This is a genomic window from Streptomyces sp. NPDC001536 (assembly GCF_042894505.1).
Lineage (GTDB): Bacteria > Actinomycetota > Actinomycetes > Streptomycetales > Streptomycetaceae > Streptomyces.
In genome coordinates this window covers 343,029-364,723 of the sequence record NZ_JBIAVQ010000001.1, presented here as the reverse complement: position 1 = coordinate 364,723, position 21,695 = coordinate 343,029, and the positions used below count along the sequence as shown (strand labels likewise).

General features: G+C 73.1%; 18 protein-coding genes. 2 read left to right on the top strand and 16 right to left on the bottom strand.

Annotated features, from left to right (window positions below; translation table 11 throughout):
- Positions 1-60: 60 nt before the first annotated feature.
- From ACFY0U_RS01715 to ACFY0U_RS01695, 5 genes are all read right to left on the bottom strand, one after another.
- Positions 61-1,530, bottom strand: coding sequence for a carboxyl transferase domain-containing protein (locus ACFY0U_RS01715; RefSeq protein WP_388628634.1), 1,470 nt, complete (start codon positions 1,528-1,530; stop codon positions 61-63).
- Positions 1,523-2,974 (bottom strand): acyl-CoA synthetase, encoded by a 1,452-nt coding sequence (locus tag ACFY0U_RS01710; protein WP_388628631.1) that lies wholly within the window; start codon positions 2,972-2,974, stop codon positions 1,523-1,525. Before ACFY0U_RS01710 ends, ACFY0U_RS01715 begins: the two co-directional genes overlap by 8 nt.
- 143 nt (positions 2,975-3,117) lie before the next feature.
- Complete coding sequence (locus ACFY0U_RS01705; protein WP_388628628.1) at positions 3,118-4,203, bottom strand: S1 RNA-binding domain-containing protein; 1,086 nt, start codon at positions 4,201-4,203, stop codon at positions 3,118-3,120.
- Between the two features lie 43 nt (positions 4,204-4,246).
- Positions 4,247-5,113, bottom strand: coding sequence for a GyrI-like domain-containing protein (locus tag ACFY0U_RS01700; protein WP_388628625.1), 867 nt, complete (start codon positions 5,111-5,113; stop codon positions 4,247-4,249).
- 73 nt (positions 5,114-5,186) lie between these two features.
- Positions 5,187-6,233, bottom strand: coding sequence for a MerR family transcriptional regulator (locus ACFY0U_RS01695; protein WP_388628623.1), 1,047 nt, complete (start codon positions 6,231-6,233; stop codon positions 5,187-5,189).
- A gap of 133 nt (positions 6,234-6,366) precedes the next feature.
- Between ACFY0U_RS01695 and ACFY0U_RS01690 the strand changes: the two genes are divergently transcribed.
- On the top strand, positions 6,367-7,263 hold the full coding sequence (locus ACFY0U_RS01690; protein WP_388630390.1) for a RimK family alpha-L-glutamate ligase: 897 nt from the start codon (positions 6,367-6,369) through the stop codon (positions 7,261-7,263).
- 156 nt (positions 7,264-7,419) lie between these two features.
- Complete coding sequence (locus ACFY0U_RS01685; protein WP_388628620.1) at positions 7,420-9,645, top strand: ATP-binding protein; 2,226 nt, start codon at positions 7,420-7,422, stop codon at positions 9,643-9,645.
- 52 nt (positions 9,646-9,697) lie between these two features.
- Here the strand turns inward: ACFY0U_RS01685 and ACFY0U_RS01680 are convergent, their stop codons facing one another.
- From ACFY0U_RS01680 to ACFY0U_RS01630, 11 genes are all read right to left on the bottom strand, one after another.
- Positions 9,698-10,060 (bottom strand): ATP-binding protein, encoded by a 363-nt coding sequence (locus tag ACFY0U_RS01680; RefSeq protein WP_388628617.1) that lies wholly within the window; start codon positions 10,058-10,060, stop codon positions 9,698-9,700.
- The gene (locus ACFY0U_RS01675) at positions 10,057-10,950 is read right to left on the bottom strand and encodes an MEDS domain-containing protein (protein WP_388628614.1); all 894 of its coding nucleotides are present in this window, start codon (positions 10,948-10,950) and stop codon (positions 10,057-10,059) included. The genes ACFY0U_RS01680 and ACFY0U_RS01675 overlap by 4 nt, the downstream gene beginning before the upstream one ends.
- Positions 10,951-11,040: 90 nt before the next feature.
- Complete coding sequence (locus tag ACFY0U_RS01670; RefSeq protein ID WP_388628611.1) at positions 11,041-11,604, bottom strand: hypothetical protein; 564 nt, start codon at positions 11,602-11,604, stop codon at positions 11,041-11,043.
- Positions 11,585-12,373 carry an FkbM family methyltransferase gene (locus tag ACFY0U_RS01665; RefSeq protein WP_388628608.1) on the bottom strand — a complete coding sequence of 263 codons (789 nt, stop codon included), beginning with the start codon at positions 12,371-12,373 and terminating at the stop codon, positions 11,585-11,587. The genes ACFY0U_RS01670 and ACFY0U_RS01665 overlap by 20 nt, the downstream gene beginning before the upstream one ends.
- On the bottom strand, positions 12,370-12,579 hold the full coding sequence (locus ACFY0U_RS01660; protein ID WP_388628605.1) for a Trm112 family protein: 210 nt from the start codon (positions 12,577-12,579) through the stop codon (positions 12,370-12,372). Before ACFY0U_RS01660 ends, ACFY0U_RS01665 begins: the two co-directional genes overlap by 4 nt.
- Positions 12,576-13,484: a hypothetical protein gene (locus tag ACFY0U_RS01655; RefSeq protein ID WP_388630387.1), complete on the bottom strand. Its 909-nt coding sequence runs from the start codon at positions 13,482-13,484 to the stop codon at positions 12,576-12,578. Before ACFY0U_RS01655 ends, ACFY0U_RS01660 begins: the two co-directional genes overlap by 4 nt.
- Positions 13,485-13,507: 23 nt before the next feature.
- Positions 13,508-14,254 (bottom strand): methyltransferase domain-containing protein, encoded by a 747-nt coding sequence (locus tag ACFY0U_RS01650; RefSeq protein ID WP_388628602.1) that lies wholly within the window; start codon positions 14,252-14,254, stop codon positions 13,508-13,510.
- Entirely contained in the window at positions 14,251-15,597 is a 1,347-nt protein-coding gene (locus tag ACFY0U_RS01645; RefSeq protein WP_388628598.1) for a condensation protein, read from the bottom strand. Before ACFY0U_RS01645 ends, ACFY0U_RS01650 begins: the two co-directional genes overlap by 4 nt.
- Entirely contained in the window at positions 15,594-19,790 is a 4,197-nt protein-coding gene (locus ACFY0U_RS01640) for an alpha-(1->3)-arabinofuranosyltransferase family protein (RefSeq protein WP_388630384.1), read from the bottom strand. Before ACFY0U_RS01640 ends, ACFY0U_RS01645 begins: the two co-directional genes overlap by 4 nt.
- The gene (locus ACFY0U_RS01635; protein ID WP_388628595.1) at positions 19,787-20,527 is read right to left on the bottom strand and encodes a class I SAM-dependent methyltransferase; all 741 of its coding nucleotides are present in this window, start codon (positions 20,525-20,527) and stop codon (positions 19,787-19,789) included. The genes ACFY0U_RS01640 and ACFY0U_RS01635 overlap by 4 nt, the downstream gene beginning before the upstream one ends.
- Positions 20,524-21,675, bottom strand: coding sequence for a glycosyltransferase family 4 protein (locus ACFY0U_RS01630; RefSeq protein ID WP_388628592.1), 1,152 nt, complete (start codon positions 21,673-21,675; stop codon positions 20,524-20,526). The genes ACFY0U_RS01635 and ACFY0U_RS01630 overlap by 4 nt, the downstream gene beginning before the upstream one ends.
- Between the last annotated feature and the right edge of the window lie 20 nt (positions 21,676-21,695).

The following is a 21,695-nucleotide window of genomic DNA, read 5'->3' as shown; positions in this document are numbered from 1 at the left end:
GTTGTCCCGGTTTCACTCCCGCCTGGTCGCCGTGGAACGAGGGCGCGGGTCCCGGGCGTCTCAGTAGCGATGACCGTCTGCTCGGATCACGCCCAGCTCGGCCAAGTCCTGCGGTCGGAGCCGGAGTTGGTCCGCCGTCGCCTCCACCTCCTCCGGTGGGCGTTTCAGGATGGCCGCCGCCGACTCCGGTGCGATGACGGAGAAGTAGCTGTCCGGGGTGGCCCAGGTGTTGCCGGGGGCGGCCAGGGCGAGGGCTCCGCCGGAGCCGCCCTCGCCGATGAGGAGGGTGGTGATCGGGGTTCGGGCGGAGGCCAGTGCGGCGAACAGGTCCGCGATCGCCGCGCCCGCCCCTTGGCGCTCCGCGTCCGCGTCGTTGGCGGCGCCCGGGGTGTCGACCAGGGTCAGCACCGGGATGCCGAGCCGGTCCGCGAGCCGGATCAGGCGGGCGGCGGTGCGGTAGCCGGCCGGGCGGGTCGCGGTGCCGGCCTGCGCGGCGTACGCCACCGTCCGTCCCGCGTGCTCGCCGAAACCGCACAGCATCCCCGGGTCGGTGCCGCCGCAACGGTCGCCGGAGATCGCGGCGCGGTGGGTGAAGTAGGTGTCCAAGTAGCGGTCGGCGCGGGGGCGTTGGGGGTCGCGGGCACGCTGGACGGCTTCCCAGCCGGTGTGGGGGAGGGGCGGGGCGGAGGGTTCCTGGGCGCCGCCGGAGGGGGCGGCGCCGGCCGGGTGTGGGGCGTCTTCGGTCGGGGCGGGGTCTGCCTTTCGGGCGGAGTGCGGGGTGGCGGAGAGGGTGGCGGTGGCGGTGGTCGGTGAGGGAGCGGCCGGGCCGGGGTGCTGTGGCAGCGGTGCCTCCAGGGCCGGGGACGTCAGAAGGCGCAGCCAGTGGCCCAGGGTTTTGCGGAGTGACTCGGGGCGTACGAGTGCGTCCACCGCGCCCGCCGCCAGCTGGGCCTCCGCCGTGTACGCCCTCGGGTCCGCGTCCGGGGGGCGGACGCGGGAGCCGGCGAAGGCGATCTGGGCGGTGGGGAGGGCGAGGATGATGTCGGCGCCCGCGCCGAGGGTGGCCCAGCCGCCGCCGGTGGTGGGGTCTCGCGCTACCGCGATCTGGGGCAGGCCCGCCTCGCGGGTGAGGGCCGACTGGCGGGCCACGCGCTGGAGTTGGGTCAGGGCGAGCATGCCCTCCTGCATACGGCTGCCGCCCGTGGCGACCAGGGGGACCACCGGGAGGCGATGGGCCCGGGCGTAGGTGTACGCCGCCTCCAGCCGGTCGCCGGTGTGTACGCCCAGGGACCCGCCGAGGTAGCCGAACTCGAAGGCGAGCAGCACGGCCCGGGTCCCCTCGACCCGGCCCGTGCCGCAGACGACGGACTCGTTCTCGCCGGTGCGCTCGGTCGCGCGGGCGCGTGCGGTGTCGTAGCCCTGCCAGGCGAGCGGGCCGTCGGGCTCGGACTCCCGGGCGGGGGGCGGGAGTTCGGTGAAGTCGTCCGTGACGAGGGCGAGGATCTCACGGGCGGAGAGACGGTCAGTCATGGGTCAGCGACCGCTTCATGATCTTCCCCATGTCGTTGCGGGGGAGGGCGGGGAGGTGGTGGAGGACGCGCGGCCGCTTGTGGGGGGCGAGGCGGCTCGCCACGTGCTCCGCCAGCTCTTCGAGTCCGGGCGGCGCCTCCGGGTCCGCCGGCACGATCCACGCCACGATCCGCTCGCCCAGATCGGCGTCCGGCTCCCCGGTGACGGCCGCCTCCCGCACCCCCGGGTGTTCGAGGAGCGCGTTCTCGATCTCGCCCGCCCCGATCTTGTAACCCCCGCTCTTGATCAGGTCGGTGGCCTTCCGACCGACGATCCGGACGTAGCCGTCGGACTCGCGCACCGCCATGTCCCCCGTACGGAACCAGCCGTCCGCCGTGAACGCGGCCGCCGTCGCGTCGGGCCGGTTGAGGTACTCGGTGAACAGGTTCGGGCCGCGCACCTGGATCTCGCCCACCGTCTCCCCGTCGTACGAGGTGATCGGCGACCCGTCCTCCTCCACCAGCCGCAGCTCCACCCCCGGCAGCGGCACCCCCACCGTCCCCGCCCGGGCCTCGCCGTCCGCGCGGACGCTGGTGTTCATGAGCGTCTCCGTCATGCCGTAGCGCTCGATCACCCGCCGGCCCGTCGCCGCCGTGATCCGCTCGTGGTCGTGCACCGGCAGCGCGGCGGACCCGGAGACGAGCAGCCGCGCCCGCCCCAGCGCCTTCGCCAACTCCGGTTCCCCGGACAGGGACTGGGCGATGCGGTGGTACATCGTCGGCACCCCGAACAGCATCGTCGCGCCCTCGGACAGCTCCCGTGTGACGCCCTCCGTCGAGAACCGGCCCAGGTGGCGCACCGATCCGCCGCGCCGCAGCGGGCCGAGGATGCCCAGGACCAGGCCGTGCACATGGAACAGCGGCAGACCGTGCACCAGCACGTCCTCGCCGGTCCACTGCCAGGCGTCGGCCAGGGCGTCCAGGGTCGAGGCGATCGCGCGGCGGGGGATGACGGCGCCCTTCGGGGGGCCGGTGGTGCCGGAGGTGTAGACGACGAGGGCGGGGTCTTCGTCGCCGGCCGTCTCCTCGGTGGGGGTGGGGGCTGTGGTGGTGTCCGGGGTCACGTCGATGCGTGGCAAGTTCCTTATGACGGCCGGCAGTTCATCGCCCGGGCCCGCCAGGATCAGCGACGGGGCGCTGTCCGACAGGATGTGCCCGAGCTCCTTCTCCCCGGACTTCGGGTTCAGCGGCACCGCGGGTACACCGGCCCGTAGCGCCGCCACGACGGCTACGGCGGTCTCCAGCGTCGGGGTCGCCCATACGGCGACGCGGCCGGCGTTCCCGAGACGGGCGGCCAGCAGACCGGTCGCGGTGGCGAGCTCCGCGTACGTCAGGGAACGGTCGCCGAACCGCAGGGCGGGGCGGTCCGCCGGAGCGTCCGTCAGGGCCGGGAAGAGAGAGGTCACGCGTTGTACTCCTTCGCTCTGTTGCCGGATTCGCAGAGGCAGTTGTCGCAGGGGGTGGTCACCCGATGCCGGGCACGACCGGTACCGACCACACCACCACCATCCCCCCGTAGACCATCGACTGCCGGAAGAAACGCTCGCGGTCAGCGCGCCGGACGCAGACGGACCCGGCGCAGGGCGAGATTGATGTCGGTGACCTCGACCGTGAGCGCGGTGCCGGCGTCCGGCAGGGCCGGGCCTTCGAGGTCGTCGAGGTGCACGAGGCCGTGGATACCCTCGGCGACGCGTACGAACACCCCGAACGGGACGACCCTGGTAACCGTCCCCGCCACGGTGCGGCCGAGGGACTGCCGGGCGAACTCGGCCAGCGGGTCGGGCTCCAGAGCCGCCGTGGAGATCCGGACCTGCGGACGGAACAGCTCGTAGGCGAGGACCTCCGCGATCACTTCCTGCCCGACGTGGACGACGTCGTGGTAGGAGTCGAAGTGGCGCCGGGTGAGCTCGGGGGCGCTGATGAAGCCCTCGCTGCCGTCGACGTCCACGAAGACGCCGAACCTCTCGATGCGGGTGACGACACCGCGGACGACCTGCCCTTGCTCGAATCCCCGCCAGGTCGTCTCGGTGCCGGCGAGCTGGCGCCGGGTGGCCACGAGCGGGGCCAGGTCCGGAGCGAGGGGGAGCTTGAGGGTCTCGAGTGCGGAATGCCGTAGCCAGAATTGCCGGGACCGGCCCACCTCCCTGTCGTGCAGGGCCGGATCGTCGGTCGGCGGGGTGAAACCGTCGATCACGATTGTGCCGTCCGGCGTGAGCAGCCGGGCCGGGTCGGCGGGGTCGTCGTCGGGGGAGGTGCCGGTGCCGTCGCCGTCGAGGACGAGGAGGTCGTACGGCCCCCGCTCGACGATCCGCCGCCACGTGCCGTGGCGGACCTCCACCTCGGGCCGGTCGGCGAAGACCTCGGCGGCGATGCGGGCGCGCTCCGGGTCGCGCTCCACGCCGACGATCCGTACGCCCTCCCGCGCCCCCGAGGCCAGCCACGCCAGGCCCACCCCGCAGCCCGCGCCCGTCGTGGCGACGGCGCCCTCCGCGCCGCCCGCCAGCGCGTGCAGCAGACGGCCCAGTTCAGGGCGGACGGAGGAGGAGCCGTGGGCGCGGGCGGCGGTGAGGGCGCGCTCGACCAGCGCGGGGAGGTGGGTTTCCCTGGCGTAGGCGTCCGTTGCGGAGATCGGCATGCGGTGATTGTGCACGGCGCCCTCGCCGGACACCCGGCGCTGCTCAGCCGCGATCCCGCTCCACCGGGATCCACAGCTCCGCGTCCGCCTGTGCCGCGTCCGGTGTCAGCCGGGTCCGCAGCAGCTCGGGGCCCGGGCGGCCGCGGTACGGGTTGGACGGGAACCACTGTGTGAACACGTCCCGCCACAGGTACTGGAGTGCCTGCGGGAACGGCCCGGAGTTCTCGAAGACGGCCCAGGTCCCGGCCGGCACGGTGAGCGCGTCCATGTCCTCGGGCACGGCCGCCCCGCTCACCACCCCGTGGTAGTAGTCGAGTTCGGTGCCCTCCGCCCGGCTCGGGTCCAGGTTGTCGCTCACCCCCACGATCCCCTGCGGCTCCTGGTCGGACAGTTCCTCGATGCGCCGTACGGTCTCCTGGCCGAGGCCCCGGATGAAGTCGGCGATGGCGGGGTTCATCCCCTCGTGCACGAGGGGGACGCGCACCTTCCTGCCGACCACCCGGAACTCGTCCTTGTCCACGATCCGGTATCGCATACTGCTGCTCCCTTCGACGGTGAGACGGAAGGACAGCCGTGACTGGGACTCCAGAGCCGCGCCGGTCCGTCTGGCCTCACCGGGACCGACGCCGTGCATGGCGCGGAACGCGCGCGCGAACGCCTCTCCCGACGTGTAGCCGTAGCGCACCGCGATCTCCAGCAGCGTCCGGTCCCCGGCCAGTACCTCGGCACCGGCGACGGTGAGCCGTCTGCGCCTGATGTACTCCGACAGCGGCATCCCCGCCAGCGCGGAGAACATCCGTCGCAGGTGGTACTCCGAGGTCAGCGCGGTCCGTGCCACGTCGGCCGCCTCGATCCGCTGGTCGAGGCGGTGCTCGATGTACTCCATGGCCTGGTTCAGCCGCTCCAGCACCCCGGCCTCCTTCCCTTTCGATCACCCACGGTAGGAAGGACCCACCCTGCCCGACCCGACATCCTGTGCCCGATCAGGTCGGGTCGGCGCCGTCCGCCGGCACCAGGTCCGCGACCGCGCAGCTGACGTTGTCCGGGCCGCCCGCGGTGTTCGCCGTGGCGATCAGGGTGTGGACGGCCGCGTCCGGCGTGGTGGCCGAGGCGAGGGTGCGGCGGATGTCGTCCTCCGGTACGACCGAGGACAGGCCGTCGGAGCACAGGAGGTAGCGGTCGCCGGGGCGGGCCTCGTGCAGGCGCAGGTCGGGGGCCGTGGTGCCGAGGGCTTTCAGGAGCAGGGCGCGCTGCGGGTGGGACCTCGCCTCCTCCGGTGTCAGACGGCCCTCGTCGATCAGCGACTGGACGAGCGTGTGGTCGTGGGTGATACGGAACAGACCGCCCTCGCGGAGCAGATACGCGCGGGAGTCGCCGATGTGCACCAGGGCCAGCCGGGAGCCCGTCCACAGCAGTGCCGTCAGGGTCGTGCCCGAGTCGGTCACGTCTTCCACCGCCTCCGTCGCGCCCCGCACCGCCTCCTCCAGCAGATTGAGCACGTCACCCGCCGACACGTCCTCGGCGTCCAGGGACTTCAGCGCCGCTACGGCCGCGCTGCTCGCCGGCAGGCCCGCGGGGCCGTAGCCGTCGGCGACCGCGAGCAGCCGGGTGCCCGCGTACGCCGTGTCCTGGTTGGCGGGGCGGACCCGGCCGGGGTCCGAGCGGGCGGCGTAGCGCAGTTCCAGCACGGGCGGGTCCCTTCGCGCGGCGGACGTCAGGTGGTCGACCAGGAACCCGGCCAGGTCGCGCCGCTGGGCGGTCTCCGCCTCGACGCGCTCCCAGTACGCACGGACCTCCCGGGCCGCCGCCGACGGATCGAGGGCGCACACCTCGCGGATCCGGGCCAGCGGCATCCCGATCCGCCGCAGCCACGCCACCAGCCGTGCCCGCTCCAGCTGCTCGACCGCGTAGTACCGGTAGCCGGTGTCCGGGTCGACCTTCGCGGGACGCAGCAGGTCCAGCTCGTCGTAGAGCCGCAGGGCCTTGGGCGACAGCCGGCACGCCTTCGCGAAGGCACCGATCGTCAGCATGTACGTCCTTCCCGTCCGGGTTCCGCCGCTGATGCTGGGGCCTCCCCATAGGGCAAGGTCAAATGGGTTGCCGCGATCACGGGGGACGTGCCTAGCCTGCCGAGGTAGCCGTCACATGAGAAGGGACCCCGTCGTGCCCCGAGTCGCCCTCGTCACCTACGACCCCCGGCCGGAGCCCAGCCACGACCGCGATCTGCCCGTGCTCCTGGACGCCCTGCGCGCGGCCGGGGCCGAGGCGGACGCCGTGTTCTGGGACGACGCCGAGGTCGACTGGGGCGGCTACGACCTCGCCCTCATCCGGTCCACCTGGGACTACAGCTGGCGGGTGGCGGAGTTCGTGGCGTGGGCCGAGCGGTGCGGCAAGGTCACCCGGCTCGCGAACCCGGCCGAGGTCGTGCGGTGGAACACCGACAAGCGGTATCTGGGAGAGCTGGCGGCGGCGGGGGTGCCCACCGTGCCCACGCGGTATCTCGCACCCGGCGCGGCCGTCGACCTCCCGGACGACCGGGAGTACGTCGTCAAGCCGGCCTCCGGAGCGGGCGCCCGCTATGCCGCGCGGTACACGCCGGAGCAGCACGGGACCGCCGTACGGCAGCTCGCGCGGATGCACGAGGAGGGGCTCACCGCGATGGTGCAGCCGTACATGAGGGGCATCGACGCCGGCGGCGAGCGGGCGCTGCTGTTCTTCGGGGGCCGGTTCCTGCACGCCAGCCGCAAGCGGGCGGTCCTCGCGCCCGGTACGGCCTTCGACGCGGACAAGGTCGCCCACCCGGGTCTGGAGCCGTGGACGGCGACCCCGGCCGAACTCGCCGTCGCCGAGCGCGCCCTGGCCGCCGTACCGGATGCACCGGAGCTGCTGTACGCGCGCGTGGACCTCGTGGACGGTGACGACGGCCGGCCGTGCGTGATGGAGCTGGAGCTCGTCGAGCCCAACCTCTTCCTCGACCTGCATCCGCGGTCCCTGCCGCTCGTCGTGGCGGCGATCCTGAGGGCGGCCCAGGGGCCGGGCGCAACTTTCGCTCACCCTTAGAGGCGGGAATTCCGCGAACCCGGCCTGTCGCGCACACCCGGTGCCTACCCTGCGGGGAAACAGCGCGTACGGGGACCACTACAGAGGGCGTGACTGGTCGTGGGCGGATCAGAGTCGCGGCGTACTTCGGGCTTCCCCGCGGAGCTGACGAGCTTCGTGGGGCGCAGGGACGAGGCGGCCGAAGTCAGACGGTTGCTGTCGGTGGGGAGACTGCTGACACTGACCGGCCCGGGCGGGGTGGGCAAGACCCGGCTCGCCGGGCATGTGGCACGGCAGGTGGCGCGGGTCTTCCCGGACGGGGTGTGGCTGGTGCCGCTCGCCGCGTTGCGGGACGAGGCGTTCGTCCCGCACGCCGTGATGGACGCGCTCGGGGTGCGCAGCGAGAGCGTACGGCCGCCGCTGGATGCGCTCGTGGAGTATCTGCGGGAGCGGCGGCTGCTCATCGTGCTCGACAACTGCGAGCATCTGCTGCGCAGTTGTGCCGTGCTCGCGGCCGCCGTGCTGTCGGCGACGGAAGGGGTACGGATCCTCGCCACCAGCCGGCACCGGCTCGGTCCGGTCGGCGAGCGGCTCTTCGAGGTGCCGCCGCTGCCGGCGCCCGCGCCGGACGAGATCGCCCGGGGCACGCTCGCCGCCGAACGGTTCCCGGCGCTGCGGCTGTTCGCCGACCGGGCGGCCGCCGTGGTGCCCGGTTTCACCCTCGGCGACGGCAACCAGCAGGCCGTGGCCCGGCTGTGCCGGCGGCTCGACGGGCTGCCGCTCGCCATCGAACTCGCGGCGGTACGGGTGCGGGCGCTCGGTGTGGAGCAGCTCGTCGAACGGCTCGACGACCGCTACCAGTTGCTCACCGGCGGCAGCCCCGCCTCCGCGCCCCGGCACCGCACGCTGCGCTCCGCGGTCGACTGGAGCCATGAACTGTGCACTGCGCAGGAGCAGTTGGTGTGGGCTTGGCTGTCGGTGTTCGTCGGCGGCTTCGACCTCACGGCCGCGGAGGCGGTCTGCGGCGGGGAGGGCCTCGGCGAGGCGGACGTCCTGGACGCGGTGGCGGGGCTGGTCGACAAGTCGGTGCTGGTCCGGGAGGAGTACGGCGGGCAGGTCCGCTACCGGCTGCTCGTCTCCCTGCGGGACTACGGCCTGGAGAAGCTGGAGGACCTCGGTGAGGTGACCGCGGCCCGGCGCCGGCACCGGGACCACTTCGCGCGGCTGGCCGGGGAGTACGAGCGGAACTGGTTCGGGCCCGACCAGGCGGAGATCACCGAGCGGCTGCGCCTGGACCGGGACAACTTCCGGGCCGCACTGGACTTCTGTCTCACCACCCCCGGCGAGGCCCAGCACGGGCTGCGGATGGCCTCCTCCCTGTGGTTCCACTGGGTCGCGGACGGCATCTGGGGCCAGGGCCGGCACTTCATGGACGGCGCGCTGCGCGCCGGGGCGCGTCCGGATGTGGCGCTGACCAGGGCGATGTGGGCGGGCGCGCTGATGTCGCTGGTCCACACCCGCTCGGCCGCCGTCCTGTCGGGCACCGAGACGCCCCGCTCGACGGCGGACCGGGAGCTGTCGGTGCCCAGTCCGCCGCCGGTGCCGGCCGGCACCCTGGGCCCGGGCCGGGCGCGCACCACGACGGCCAGCTTCATCGTCCTCACCCGTGTCGAACTGGCCTGCACCCTCGTCAGCCGGGGCCGGCCGGAGGAGGCGGTGCCGCTGTGCGTCGAGGCCATCACGCTCTGCGAGGCGCACGGCGAACAGTGGGCGCGCGGCTGGGCGTTGCGCACTCTGGCGCTGGCGTACTGGTCGGCGGGGGACTACGAGCGGGCCGCCGAGCACGCGCGGGCGTGTCTGCGGCTGCCGTACACCACCCGGCAGGCCCAGAGTCTCGCCCGCACCCTCGATCTGCTCGCCGCCGCGGAGGCGCTGGCGCTGACCGGGGCCGCCGAGCGGGCGGGCGTGCTGCGCGGGGCGGTCGACCGGATCTGGCGGGACATCGGCGGCAACCCCGTGGAGACGCTCCAGCCCGGGCGGCTCAGGATCGCCGAGCGGCATGCGCGCCGGGCGCTCGGGGACGCGGCGTACGAGCGGGCGCACCGGCGGGGCGGCGGGCTGTCCATGGAGGAGGCCGTCGCGTACGCGCTGGGGCAGGCGCGGGAGCCCGCGGTGATCAGGCAGGCCGCGGCACCGCCGGGCGAGGTGCCGCTGACCCGGCGGGAGACGCAGGTGGCCGCGCTGATCGCGCAGGGGTGCACGAACAAGCAGATCGCCGACAAGCTGGTGATCGCGCAGCGCACGGCCGAGGGGCATGTCGAGCGGATACTCGTGAAGCTGGGGTTCGCGAACCGCAGTCAGGTGGCGGCGTGGTTCGGTACCCGGCGGACGGAGGAGGAGTAGGCGGACGGCGGTGGGCGGCCGTATGGGTGAGGACTACGACCGCCCGGTCCCCTCAGACCCGTACCGCCAGCGTCGCGCTGGTGCCCAACCGCCCGGGGCCGCCGTGGAGTTCGAGCGGTCCCGTCAGCGCCTCGGCGAGCCGCAGTCCGTGTCCCTCCGTGGCGCGCTCCGTCAGGCCCGGTCCCCGGTCCGTGACGCGGCACCGCAACTCGCCGCCCGTGAGCCGGACTTCGAGGGTCCCGTGCCCGCCGCCGTGGACCACGGCGTTCGTCGCGATCTCCAACGCGGCGTGCACGAAAGCTCCGACGGCACCGCCGGCGAGCCCCGCCCTGATCGCGCTCTCGGTGACCAGGGCGCGCAGCAGGGGGAGGCCGGTCCGGTCGAACTCCCGTCGTAGCAGCAGGTCCTCGCTCACCCCGCCACCTCGTCCCCCTCGACGCTGAGCACCAGTTGGGGCACCTCGTCCGCGCCGAGCTGCCGCAGGACGAGCCCCAGCAGTTCCCCGCACCGCACGGTGACCTCGCTGCCGTCCGGCAGTGAACCGGCGAGGCTGATCAACTGCCAGGCGCAGTGCGCCTCCATGAAGCACAGGTCCCGCAGGTCGAGGACGACACGGGCGGGCCCGGTGGTGTCCCGGCGGTCCAGCGCCTCGCGCAGCGACTCGATGAACTCCGCGCGGGTGCCGAGCTCCGCGGAACCGGAGATGCGGCTGCCGTCCTGGGTCGCGCCGGCGTCGATGGAGTCGAGGTTCTCCAGGACCCGCAGCGGGTGGACCTTGGTCATGTCGCTCAGCAGGCCGTCGCCGAAGCGTTCCCGGTCGTACCAGCAGATCGCGGTGAACAGCGGGTCGGCGAAGAGCGGGGCGACGGAGGCCTCGTAGTCGAGGAGCCGGTCGTGGTCGAGGCCGATCCTCGGGGCCCAGCTCATGTCGGCGGTCAGCCGCAGCCCCGCCCAGCCCTCGCTGTGGCTGCGGTTGACCTCCTGTGTGTACAGCTCGATCGTGCGGTCCTCGCGGAAGCGGCCGTCCGGGATGTACATCTCGGTGTTCCGCTTCAGGGAGAGCTGTCCGTTGTCCCGGGCGGCGGCGACATGGCCGGAGCCGCCGTCGAGGAGGGCGACCACGTCGTCGTCGTTCATGTCGTCCGGGTTCATGACGAGCAGGACCTTCTCCCGGCGGGCGAGACTGGTCCGGGTGTACGCGGTGAAGACCTTCCACGGTGAGTCGGTGTCGCGCGGACTCATGCAGGCGTGATCGCCCAGCTTCAGCCGTTCGACGGGCACGGTCCGATCTGACGTCTCGGTCATCGCCACACCGTAGGACTTGATGGGGTGTGATCTGCTGGATGACCGGTTTCGGAACGGAATCCGATGAAGGTTGATCGGGTGGGACAGATTTCAGTGCACTGCCAGTCGCTGTAGCAAGCCCCAGGTGAACTCCGCCGCGCACTCCCGCCGTACGCCGTCCCCGTCCGGGGCCGTGAAGGCAAGCCCCCAGCGGGTCGGGGCCGTGCCCTCCAGGGGGCGGGCCGGGGGGAAGGCCCGGGCGGCCTCGTCGACCGTGCAGGACCAAGGGGTGAGGTCCTCCAGGGTCCGCAGCTCCGGCGCCGGAGCCCCCGGTGCCCTCACCAGCCACTCGTTCCACACCCCGCCGTTCGGCGCCAGCAGTACCTCGAAGCGCAGGTCCGGCCACAGGGGCAGGGGCCACAGCCACGCCTCGCAGTCCAGGTCGCCGATCTTGCGGGTGAGGACCGTCTCGGGGGTCCCCAGGACCGAGCGGTAGCGGGACGCGGCGGCGCGGGCGCGGGGGGAGCGGATCATCGCCTGCCAGCGTTTGTTCGCCTCGCGCATGTCGGCCAGGGAGGCGCCCAGCTCGCGGCGGGCGTCCTCGACGAGGTCCGGGTTGTGGTCGGCCATGCGGCGCAGCAGTACCAGCTGGAAATCAAGGGACATGTGATCCATCGTGGCCCACCGGGCGGCGGGCGTCGGGCAGGAAGAGCACCGAATTGACGTACCGGGGACCCCGCAGCGGCAGGACGCGGCGCAGCAGGCCGCGGCCGACGACGTAGGAGGCCTCCGCCTGGTGCGCCTCCAGCGGGAAGGCGCTCAGCCGCACCCAGTCGCGGCCCGGCAGCACCCAGCCCTCGTAGCCGAGCAGCGCCAGATACGTCACCACCGGGGCGATCGGCTGGATACGGGACTCCAGCTCGATGAAGAGGGCCGGACGGTCGCGCGCCAGGATGCCGGTCGCGCCGCGCAGGACCGCGAGCTCGCTGCCGTCGACGTCGACCTTGACGAAACCGACGTCCTTGAGGCCGAGTTCGTCGAGGGTGACACAGCCGACCGAGAGCGCCTGGGCGTGGATGTCACGGCGGACCAGCGAGGAGACACCCCGGTCGCCCGCGTCGCGGGCCGGCAGCCAGAGGCGGGCCTGGCCGGGGCGTTCGGCCGCGGCGGCCTGGACGACCCGGACGTTGGGCGGGGCGGTCGCGGCGAGGAGACGGGCCAGATGGGGGACCGGCTCCACGGTCACCACCCGGCGCGCACGCCTCGACAGCCGACGCGTCCACGGGCCGTACCAGCCGCCGACGTCCACGGCGGTCCCGCAGCCGGCCGGGCACAGCTCGCCGAGCCTTGCCAACTCCGGTTCGAAGCGCGGATACACGGCCCGGGCGACGGCGGCGACCAGCCGGGTGGGCAGCAGCGGGGCGACTCTCGCGGCCAGGGTCATGGGCTCATCCGCTTGAGCAGTTCCTCGTGCTCGTCGTCCGAGACCTGCTCCCCGGAGGACGGCAGCAGCTGCGGGATGCCGTCCACCACCGGGTAACGGCGGTGCAGGCGCGGGTTGTAGAGGACCTCGTCCGGTTCGACGAGGTGCAGCGGGCCCTTGTCGAGCGGGCACGCCAGGATCTGGAGCAGCGGGTCGTCGGGTTTCATGGGGGAGTCAACTCCTTGGCGCTGACGGGGGGTTGGGCCGGGCTCCGGTCGTGTTTGGGCATGGACAGCAGGACGGAGACGGCGAGGGCCGTGCCGGCCAGCCGCAGTGCGAGCCGCAGCGGGTCGTGCGGCAGCGCCTCGCCGAACGACAGCGTGCCGAGCACCGCCGTGAACAGACAGGTCACCGTCGTGCACACCGGCACGATCAGCGAGGCCCGGCAGCGCTGGAGCGCGGCCTGCGACATGACGAGTCCGAACGCGCCGGTGAACAGGAGCAGATAGGGATAGGGGGACTGGAGGAGGTCGACGACCGCTCCTCCGAGGCCGCTTGAGGTCAGATAGCTCGACACCCCCTTGATGGCGAGCGAGCTCACGCCGTACAGCAGGCCCACCGCCACGCCGTACTCGACGCCGGTCGTCGGCATCCGGTGCCGATGGCGGGCGCGGCGCTCGGCGGACCCGTACAGCCACACGCCCGCCGCCAGCGACGGCACACACACCAGCAGGATCAGCGGGTACGGGGCGGCCTGGCTGACGGTGTCCGCGCGCTCGTCCAACGACAGGACGACCATCAGCAGGGCACCGAGGATCGCCCCGAGGGCGTACCGCTCCCGCCCGGTCGTCTCCTCGCCCAGCAGCCGCGCCGACAGCAGGACCAGCAGCACGAGACCGGAGACGAAGATGCCCTGCGCGGCGGCGATCGGCAGGGTCCGGTAGACGATCAGCTGCGCCCCGAACCCGGCGGCCAGCGCGAGCGACCCCCCGATCCACAGCGGACTGCCGAGCACCAGCCGCAGCAGCCGGGCGGGCTGCCGGATCGACACCTCGGGCAGGGAGGTGAGCGCCCGTTTCTCCAGGACGAAACCGATGCTGTACAGGGTGTTCGCCAACAGGGCCGCCGCCACTCCCCACCACATGGCCAGGCCCCCTAGGTCTTCCGCGCGTGCAACAGCAGGATCGAGGCGAGGGACGGTCTGCGGCACGCCAGCCGGTCGAGCGGCCGCATGGGGCGCGGTACGCCGTGGAAGGGCGCCCCTTCCAGGCGTACGACCGTGAAGCCGGCAGCCGCGACGAACTCCCGCAGCGCACGGGCTGTGTACAGCCGCAGATGGCCCACGACCTCCCGGCCCGGTCGGCCGTGGATGGCGCGCAGGCTGACCTCGGAGAACACCGGCTGTACCCCGGCCAGCAGCAGGGCGCGGTTGTACCAGGCGGCCAGGTTCGGGGTGGACAGCATGAGATGGCCTCCCGGGCGCAGGATCCGGCGGATCTCGTCCAGTGCCGAGTCCGGGTCGACGAGATGCTCGATCACCTCGCTGAACAGCACGGCGTCGACGGACTCGGTGCCGAACGGCAGCCCGCCGTCGCCGAGTTCGCCGCGGACCGCGTACGGCAGCCGGGTGCGGGCGCGGCGCAGGGCGTCCTGGGACCAGTCGACGCCGACGAGGCGGTGGCCGGGAAGCAGGGGGGCGGCGACCGCGGCGGCGGTGCCGTCGCCGCAGCCGATGTCGACGATGGTCTGCGGGCGTTCCGCCGCCAGGGCCTTGGCCAGCATCCGGGCCTGGCGGAGGCTGCGCGGGGTGCCGGAGGCGACGGGGACCGCGGGGTCCTCGTAGAAGTCGCGCAGCCCGGGCGGCCTGGCGGGGGCGGTCGGGGAGGTCCGGGCGGTCGTCATCGCTGGTCCACGTCCGTCGTGTGCAGATAGTGCTCGAACAGGTCCCGCAGGTGGGCGCCGTCGCCGTGGCTGAGCAGGGCGCGCGACCAGCGCAGGGCGAGATGGAGGCGACCGGCGGTGGAAGCGGTCGTGACCGTGAGGCCGCGGGGCATCCGGGCGGGCGCCGAGAACCACACGGCGTGCGCCCGGCCCGCCTCCTCGCCGAAGTCCAGCGGGTACGGGATACGGCCGATGTTGCTGAGGAGCGTGGTGGACGTCCAGGGCCCGGCCGCTCTGCGCAGACCCCGGGTGAGGGCGGCCCGCCAGGCCACGGGGGTGACGGGGGCGGTGAGGAGGGCAGCGCCGTGGCCGAGCTGGGGGCGCGGGAGGGACTTGAGGGCGCGGGTGCGGGTCGCGGTGCGCTCCAGCAGGCCGGGCAGGTCGGTCGTCGTCAACTCCTGTGGTGCGAAGGGGACTTCGACGAGCCGGGTGCCGTTGCCGATCGGCATGCTGGTGTCGCGGGGGCGGTCGTCCACGGGCATGGTGATGCGCAGGGGGCGGGGATGGGCGCCGTGTTCGCGGTTCCAGTGGGCGATGGTGAGGGCCGTGGTGACCATGAGCTGGTCGTTCACGGTGTAGGGGGCGCCCTTGGGGCGGTGCGGGAGGGGGAGTTCGGTGACGAGCATGCCGTTGCCGGGGGAGGGTTCGGGGGTGCCGGGCGCCACGCGTGCGGGGGGAGACCAGTTGGAGGGGGTGTCCGCGGGGTCCTGCCGGCTCTCGGTGGTGCGGACGGGGGGCGCCGCGGGGCTGTTGTCACGGCCGCTGTAGAGCCCGGCGGCGGTGGCCAGGACGCGGAGACAGGCGGGGCCGTCCAGGGCCGTGTGGTTGATGGTGAGGAAGAGGACGGTGGAGTCGCTCAGCGGCGGACACGGCCGCTGCGACGGCGTCCCGCCCCATCCCACGACGTCCGACGCCTCGCTGCCCTCCGCCCGGCCCGCCCCCTCCACCACCTCCAGGCGGATCGGCGGCGAGTCCGTCAGCGGCGGCGCGGTCGTCAGCGCCCGGGTCCGGGCGTCCCGCAAGGCGTCCCTCCCCGGAGCGGGGAAGGTGACCACCTCCACGTCCGGGCGCTCGGTCAGCTCCCACTCGTACCGGCGCCGGTACCACGCCCCGCGCGCCTCCCGCATCAGGATCCGCGGATGCCGCAGCAGCGCCTCGTGGAACGCCTTGCGCAGTCCCGCCGGGTCGAGACGCCCGGGCAGATGGACCTCGATGTGGACCGTCTCCGGCTCCTCCTCCTGGAGGCAGTGCCGGGAGACCTCGTCCACGACCGGGAACGGGATGCGCGCGGGTGCGGTGGTCATACGGGTTCGCCCCCTTCGGCTTTGGGCAGCCGTCGCGTCGGCGCCTCCGGCTCGGGCCCGGTGTCAGGGGCCTCCCGGACACTCACCACCGCCGCGAACAGCCCGATCAGCGCCAGCAGTTGGGCCGTATGGCCGAAGGCGCCGTGTCCCGCCGCGACCGGCTCGCCCGCCCCGGTGGCGGCCGCGATCCCCGCTCCGGTCAGCGCCACGAACGCGATCGGTACGAGCCACTCGTGCCGCCGGTGTGCCAGCAGCGCCAGCGCGGGCACCAGCAGCGCGAACCAACCGGCGATCAGCACCCCCACCACGGTGAGCGCGACCGTGCCCAGCCACAGCCCCGGCGGCGGCGGAAGGACCTGCGGCTCGTCGGGATTGGGCGAGCGCCGGCGCCACAGCACCAGGCCCACCAGGGCCAGCAGCGCCACGGCACTGCCGATCAGCGCGCCGTCGTAGGTCGTCGCCGGTTCGTACGACAGCTTGACCGTGCCGCCCGCCCCGGCCGGGACGCGCCAGGCCTGCTGCCAGCCGTCGAGCCGTACCGACGACAGCTCCTTGCCGTCCAGCGTGGCCTTCCAGCCGTCGTTGTAGTTCTCGTACGTCGTCAGATACATGGCCGCGCCGGAGCCGACGCTCACCTCGCGGCGGTCGCCGAGCCAGTCCCGTATGCGCAGGTCACGTCCTGCGGCGGTGGGTTCGGCGACCGTCCCGCGGGTCAGGGTGACGTCGGTCAGCGTCAGGGGTCCGGCGTCCCCCGCCTCGACCTGGTGCGTGCCGGAGCCGAGGTCCAACTCGGCGTCGTCGCGCCCTTCCTGGCAGAGCGTCACCTCGACGGGGCGGCGTTCGGTGAGGTCGCCCACCGTCCCCTTCACGCCGGTCTGGTAGAGCTCGCGGTCCACCGACACCACCGGGCCCTCGCCGCACGGCAGCGAGAACTCCCGGTCGCTGACCGGCTGGGGCGTGCGAGAGGAGGCGTCGGGCGTCTCCAGCGAGGGGATGTACGCCTCGGTCAGGCCCACGGGCAGGCGCAGATCCTCGTCGACCATCGGGTTGTAGAGGGTCAGCGGGGCCGTCTGGGTGATCGTGATGTCGAGACGGTCGGTGGTGATCGCCGGGAAGCGCACCCAGCCGTTCTCGTCGACACCGGCGATGGTCGCCCCGTCCGGGGAGCTGATGTTCACCTCGGTCGGACGCGTGGACAGGCCGCCCGCGGGTGCCAACACCAGTTCACTGACCGGCTGTTTGCCGTCCCAGCGCAGATGGATCGTCGGCCGGTCGCCCGCGATCCACGCCGTCGTCAGATCGCCGTCGGTGAGGTTGCGCGCGGACAGGCCGACACCGAGGGCGGCCGTGGAGTCGGCGGTGGCGATCACGCGATGGTCCTGGCCCTCGGGTGCTACCTCGTACAGGAGCCGGTCGAGCTGCTCGCCCGGCACCGGGACCGCGCTCGCCCGGAGCGAGTACGTCCCTCCCGTGGCCGTCGAGAAGCGCCGGTGCAGGCCCGCCTCCATACCCGTCGCGGACAGACCCGTGGGGTTGGCCGTGCGGTGCAGGGAGATCAGCTCGGCGCCTGCGCTCGTGTCCTCGGCGTCGGTCGGCAGCCGCAGCAGCCGGGTCACCTGGACGTCCGGCAGGGTGATCTCGGAGAAACCGGCGCCCAGCAGCCCGGTGCGGCGCTCCACCGAGTCGAGGATCGTCAGCTTCATCCAACTCGTCGCGCCCGGCGGTGCCTTGACGGTCTGCGTGCTGCCGTCGGAGCGCACGATGGTGGTCTCGGACCCCTTCTCGGTCTCCACCCGCACCTTCGTCGCCGCCGCCCGCACGCTGTCCTGCGGCAGCGGGGTCACCTTGAACGACGACGGCATGTCGTACGCGTCGTCCGAGAACGCGATCCGCAGCCACTGCCCGTCGGCCGAGCCCAGCGCACCCTCCGCCCAGGCGGTGTCCGGGTTGCCGTCGAAGGCGTTGACCGGGTCGTACTGGGGGAGATGGAACAGCCAGTTGCCGTACGAGGACGCCGACACCGAGCGGGCGCCCCGCAGTTGGGCCACCGTCTGATGGCCGAGGCCCTTCGTCGGCAGGATCTGGTGCGGTTGCTCGCCCGGATCCTCCGCCGCCTCGGGCGCGTTGCGTTCGTCGCTGGTGTACGTGTACGAGGTATTGGCGTTGACCAGGCCGAACCGGGTGTCCGCGCGGCGCAGTCCGTCGCCGACCACCTGGAGCGGCGGGGTGCCGACGCCGGGGTGGTTGTCGCCGGTCAGCACGGTCGGGCGGCCGCGCAGCTCGGTCGCGAGCGGCAGCAGGGACTCGGGGCCGCCGGAGACGACGGCGGTGTCGGCGACCGGGAGCAGCCCGGCGTGCCCGGGACGCGGTACGTCCTCGGCCGGGGCGTAGATCTCCACCGCCCGCTGCCTCGGATAGAGGCCCTCGACCGCGAGGGGGGCGTCCTGGATGATCCGGCCGCCGGTCATGATCGGGCCGAGGCCCTTCATACGCTGGTAGCCGGACTCCTCCAGGGTCCGCTTCACCGTCGTCGTCGGCACATAGCCGATCTGGTCCGGGTCGAGGTCGTTGCGGACGACGACGTAATAGATGCCGGAGCGGCTCAAGTAGTCGGCCAGGCCCGGGACTTCGCCCCCGGACATCAACGCCTGCTCGACGGCGTCCATCGCGCGCCGGTTGCCGGCGGTGCCGAAGGGGACGTAGTCACGCTGCGCCCAGCGGGACTCGGCGACCACGTCGAGGGGCTGGTCGATGGTCGAGCCCCAGGTGTAGATGCCGTGCGCGGTCGCCGGGACGACCAGGGCGCGGGAGTCGGGCGAGGCCTCCTTGAGCCAGGCGGCCGTCGCCTTCCAGTACTTGGGGATCTCCTGGAAGGAACCCGGGTTGAGGATCGAGCCGTTGAGGTAGGGCCACATCAGACCGGGCAGGATCAGCACCGCGGCGATCAGCGGCGCGAACCGGCGCCCCCGCACCGGCCGGGCGCCCCGTGTCTCGGCCGCGACCCCCACCAGATGGGCGAGGCCCAGGACCAGCGCCAGGGCCAGCCCCGTCTGGAACTTGTAGATGTTCCGGAACGGGACGAGCCCGCCGTTCAGCCAGTCCTGCACCACCCCGTGGAAGGGCGCCCCGAACGCGCCGCCGTACCCGGCGAGCAGGATCGGCGCGATCACGATCACCGTGAGCGTCAGCCAGCGCCGCTCCGGCATGTCCCGCCGGGCCAGCCCCGCGAGGCCGAGGCCGGCCGCGAGCGCCGAGCAGACGATGACGACCACCGAGGCCGCCACGGTCCAGCCGGCCGGCAGCCAGGCCTCGCCGAAGTGCAGATACGCGACCCAGTTCCCGGCGCCGCGCAGCGCCTCGGTCGCCGCCATGGTCTCGGTCGTGGTCTGCGAACTCTCCACGTACGGAAGGAAGTTCTCGCCGTAGAAGCCGAGCAGCAGCAGCGGGATCCACCACCAGGCCGTCGCCAGCACCAGACCCGGCACCCACCACGCGATCAGCTTGCGCTGCCGTGGCCCGGGCGGGCGGGACAGCAGATAGAGCCCGACCGGGAGCAGGGACGCGAGGGTCGAGGCCGCGTTCACGCCGCCCATGAACGGGATGATCACCGCCGAGCGCAGCGCGGCGACCCGGGCGCTGTACCGCTCGTCGACCAGCGGCAGCAGCACCCACGGCAGGAAGGCGCCGGGCAGCGCGGCCGCCGACGTCGAGCCGATGACGATGGTGAACACCGGCCACAGCGCGTACGCGACGGCCGCGAGCAGCCGCGAGGCGCCGCTGCCGATGCGCAGCCGCTCGGCCAGCCGCAGGGCGCCCCAGAAGGCGACCGACACGATGAGCGACATCCACAGCCGCTCGGCCAGCCACACCGGCAGCCGTACGGCGTCGGCCAGCCAGTAGAACGGCAGCATCGGCCACAGATAGCCGGTGTACTGGTCGGAGATCCCGCCGAAACCGCCCTGGTCCTGCCACAGCTGGCCCAGGTCGGAGAAGAACCGGCCCGGGTCGACGGTGACCCCGAGCTTGGTGTCGAAGGTCTGCCGCCCCGGGTGCACCGCCAGGAACAGCACGAACACCACGGCCCAGAACCCCAGCAGCCAGCGCCGCGACCGCGGGCCCTCCGGCGGGCCCGACATACGCGCGGTGGAGGGTACGGCCGCCGGGGGAGGGGCCTGGACCGTGGACGTCGTCATCGTGGACACCGCCGGAGGATGAGGAGGAGGTTCCAGGTGGCGATCTCGCGGATACCGGGCGCCTTGACCACGGTCTCCGCGAGGAACGGCCAGTAGCGGGAGCGCGCCGAGACCACCCGCACGTCGTCGCGGGCGCGCACCTGCCGCAGGGTCGGGCCGATGTGCACGGCGAACAGGTTCTCGCCGAGGGTGTGCTTGGCGGCCTTTCCGGTACGGCGCCGGTAGCGGGCCCGCGCCCGCTCGGCGCCCAGGTAGTGCCAGGGTGCCCACTCGTGGCCGCCCCACGGGGACAGCCAGTTGGTGAACGACAGATAGATCAGCCCACCGGGCCGCGTGACCCGTACGAGCTCACTGACGAAGGTCTGCGGATCGGCGACATGCTCCAGCACGTTGGAGGAGAAGGTGACGTCCGCGACCCCGTCGTACAACGGCAGCAGATACCCGTCGGCGATCACGGCCCCGTCGGTGGGCTTGGGACCGAGTTCGGTGACGTCGGGTTCGAAGAGGTACGCGTGGGCACCCCGTCTGCGGAACTCCTCGGTGAAGCACCCGCTGCCGCCGCCGACGTCCACGACGGTGCGGCCGGCGACGGGACCGTCGTAGGCCTCGACCTGGTCGACGGAGTCGCGGGCGAGGAGGGAGTAGCAGGCCTCGGGATCGTCCTGCTCGTGGAGGAAGGCCCGGAAGAGGGCGACCGATCTGCGTATCGAGGGGTCCTTGAGGCCAGTGCCCGTCATGGCGCCCAGCTCCTCACCGCCTCGGCGGCGACCGCGCGGAACTGTCTGACCGTCCGGTCCCAGCGGTAGCGCGCCGCCTGCTCCCGTGCCGCCTTGCCCATCAGTTCCCGGCGCTCTCCGGAGAGGGCGAGCGTGCACCACGCCGCCGCGAACGAGGACTCGCCGTGCGCCAGCACACCCGTCTCCGCGTCCACGACGGAATCCCGCAGACCGGGTACGTCGAAGGCGATCGTCGGTGTCTCGCGCGCCGCGGCCTCGGTCACGACCAGGCCCCAGCCCTCCACCGCGGACGGATGCAGCAGCAGCCACGCCGCACACAGCAGCCGGTGCTTCTCCGCCTCGGAGACATGGCCGGTGAACTCCACGCCGGGACCGGCGAGTTGTTCGAGACGCTCCCGTTCGGGACCGTCTCCGACGATCAGGAGCCGGCCGCCGGTCACGGGCCGGACCCGTTCCCACAGCCGCAGCAGCAGATCGATGCGCTTGTACTCGACGAGCCGCCCGACCGCCACGAACAGCGGCTCGGGGGAGCGGTCCGCGCGCGGACCCGGCTCCTCCACTCCGTTGTGCACGACACGGATACGGTCGCGTTCCACGCCGATCCCGCGCAGCGCGTGGGCCGTCGAGGGGGACACGGCCACCAGCAGACTCCGGTGCTGCGCACCGGTCAAAGCCCAATGCTCGAGTCTTCGGCCGAGCCGCGCGGCGGGCGCCATCGGCCCGCCGAACCGCATCTTCCACAGATCGGTGTGCACATGGTTGACCAGGCACAGCGTGGGACCGCGGTGCCAGACGGGCGCGAAGTACGGCATTCCGTTGCAGACCTCGACCAGCAGATCGCAGTCGCCGACCTGACGGGAGAAGGCCGAGCGGGCACGGAGGAAGTGACCGAGTTCGCCGCCCGCGGAGACGACCCGGTAGTCGCGGTACGACGCGGGACCGCCGCACAGCAGGGTGACCTGGTGGCCGAGCCGGGTGAGGCCGTCGGCGAGCCGGTCGACCAGGAGCTCGGAGCCCCCGGCGGCCGGGTTGCCCAGATCACGATGGGCAAGGAAAACGATTCGGCGCGGGGGTGGGGGGAGCGCCGAGGGGTGCTGCGACGCCCGGGGGAAAGCGGCGTGCAGCGAGGGTGGCACGTGCTGGGGCATGTGTGCTCCAACTCGTCTCA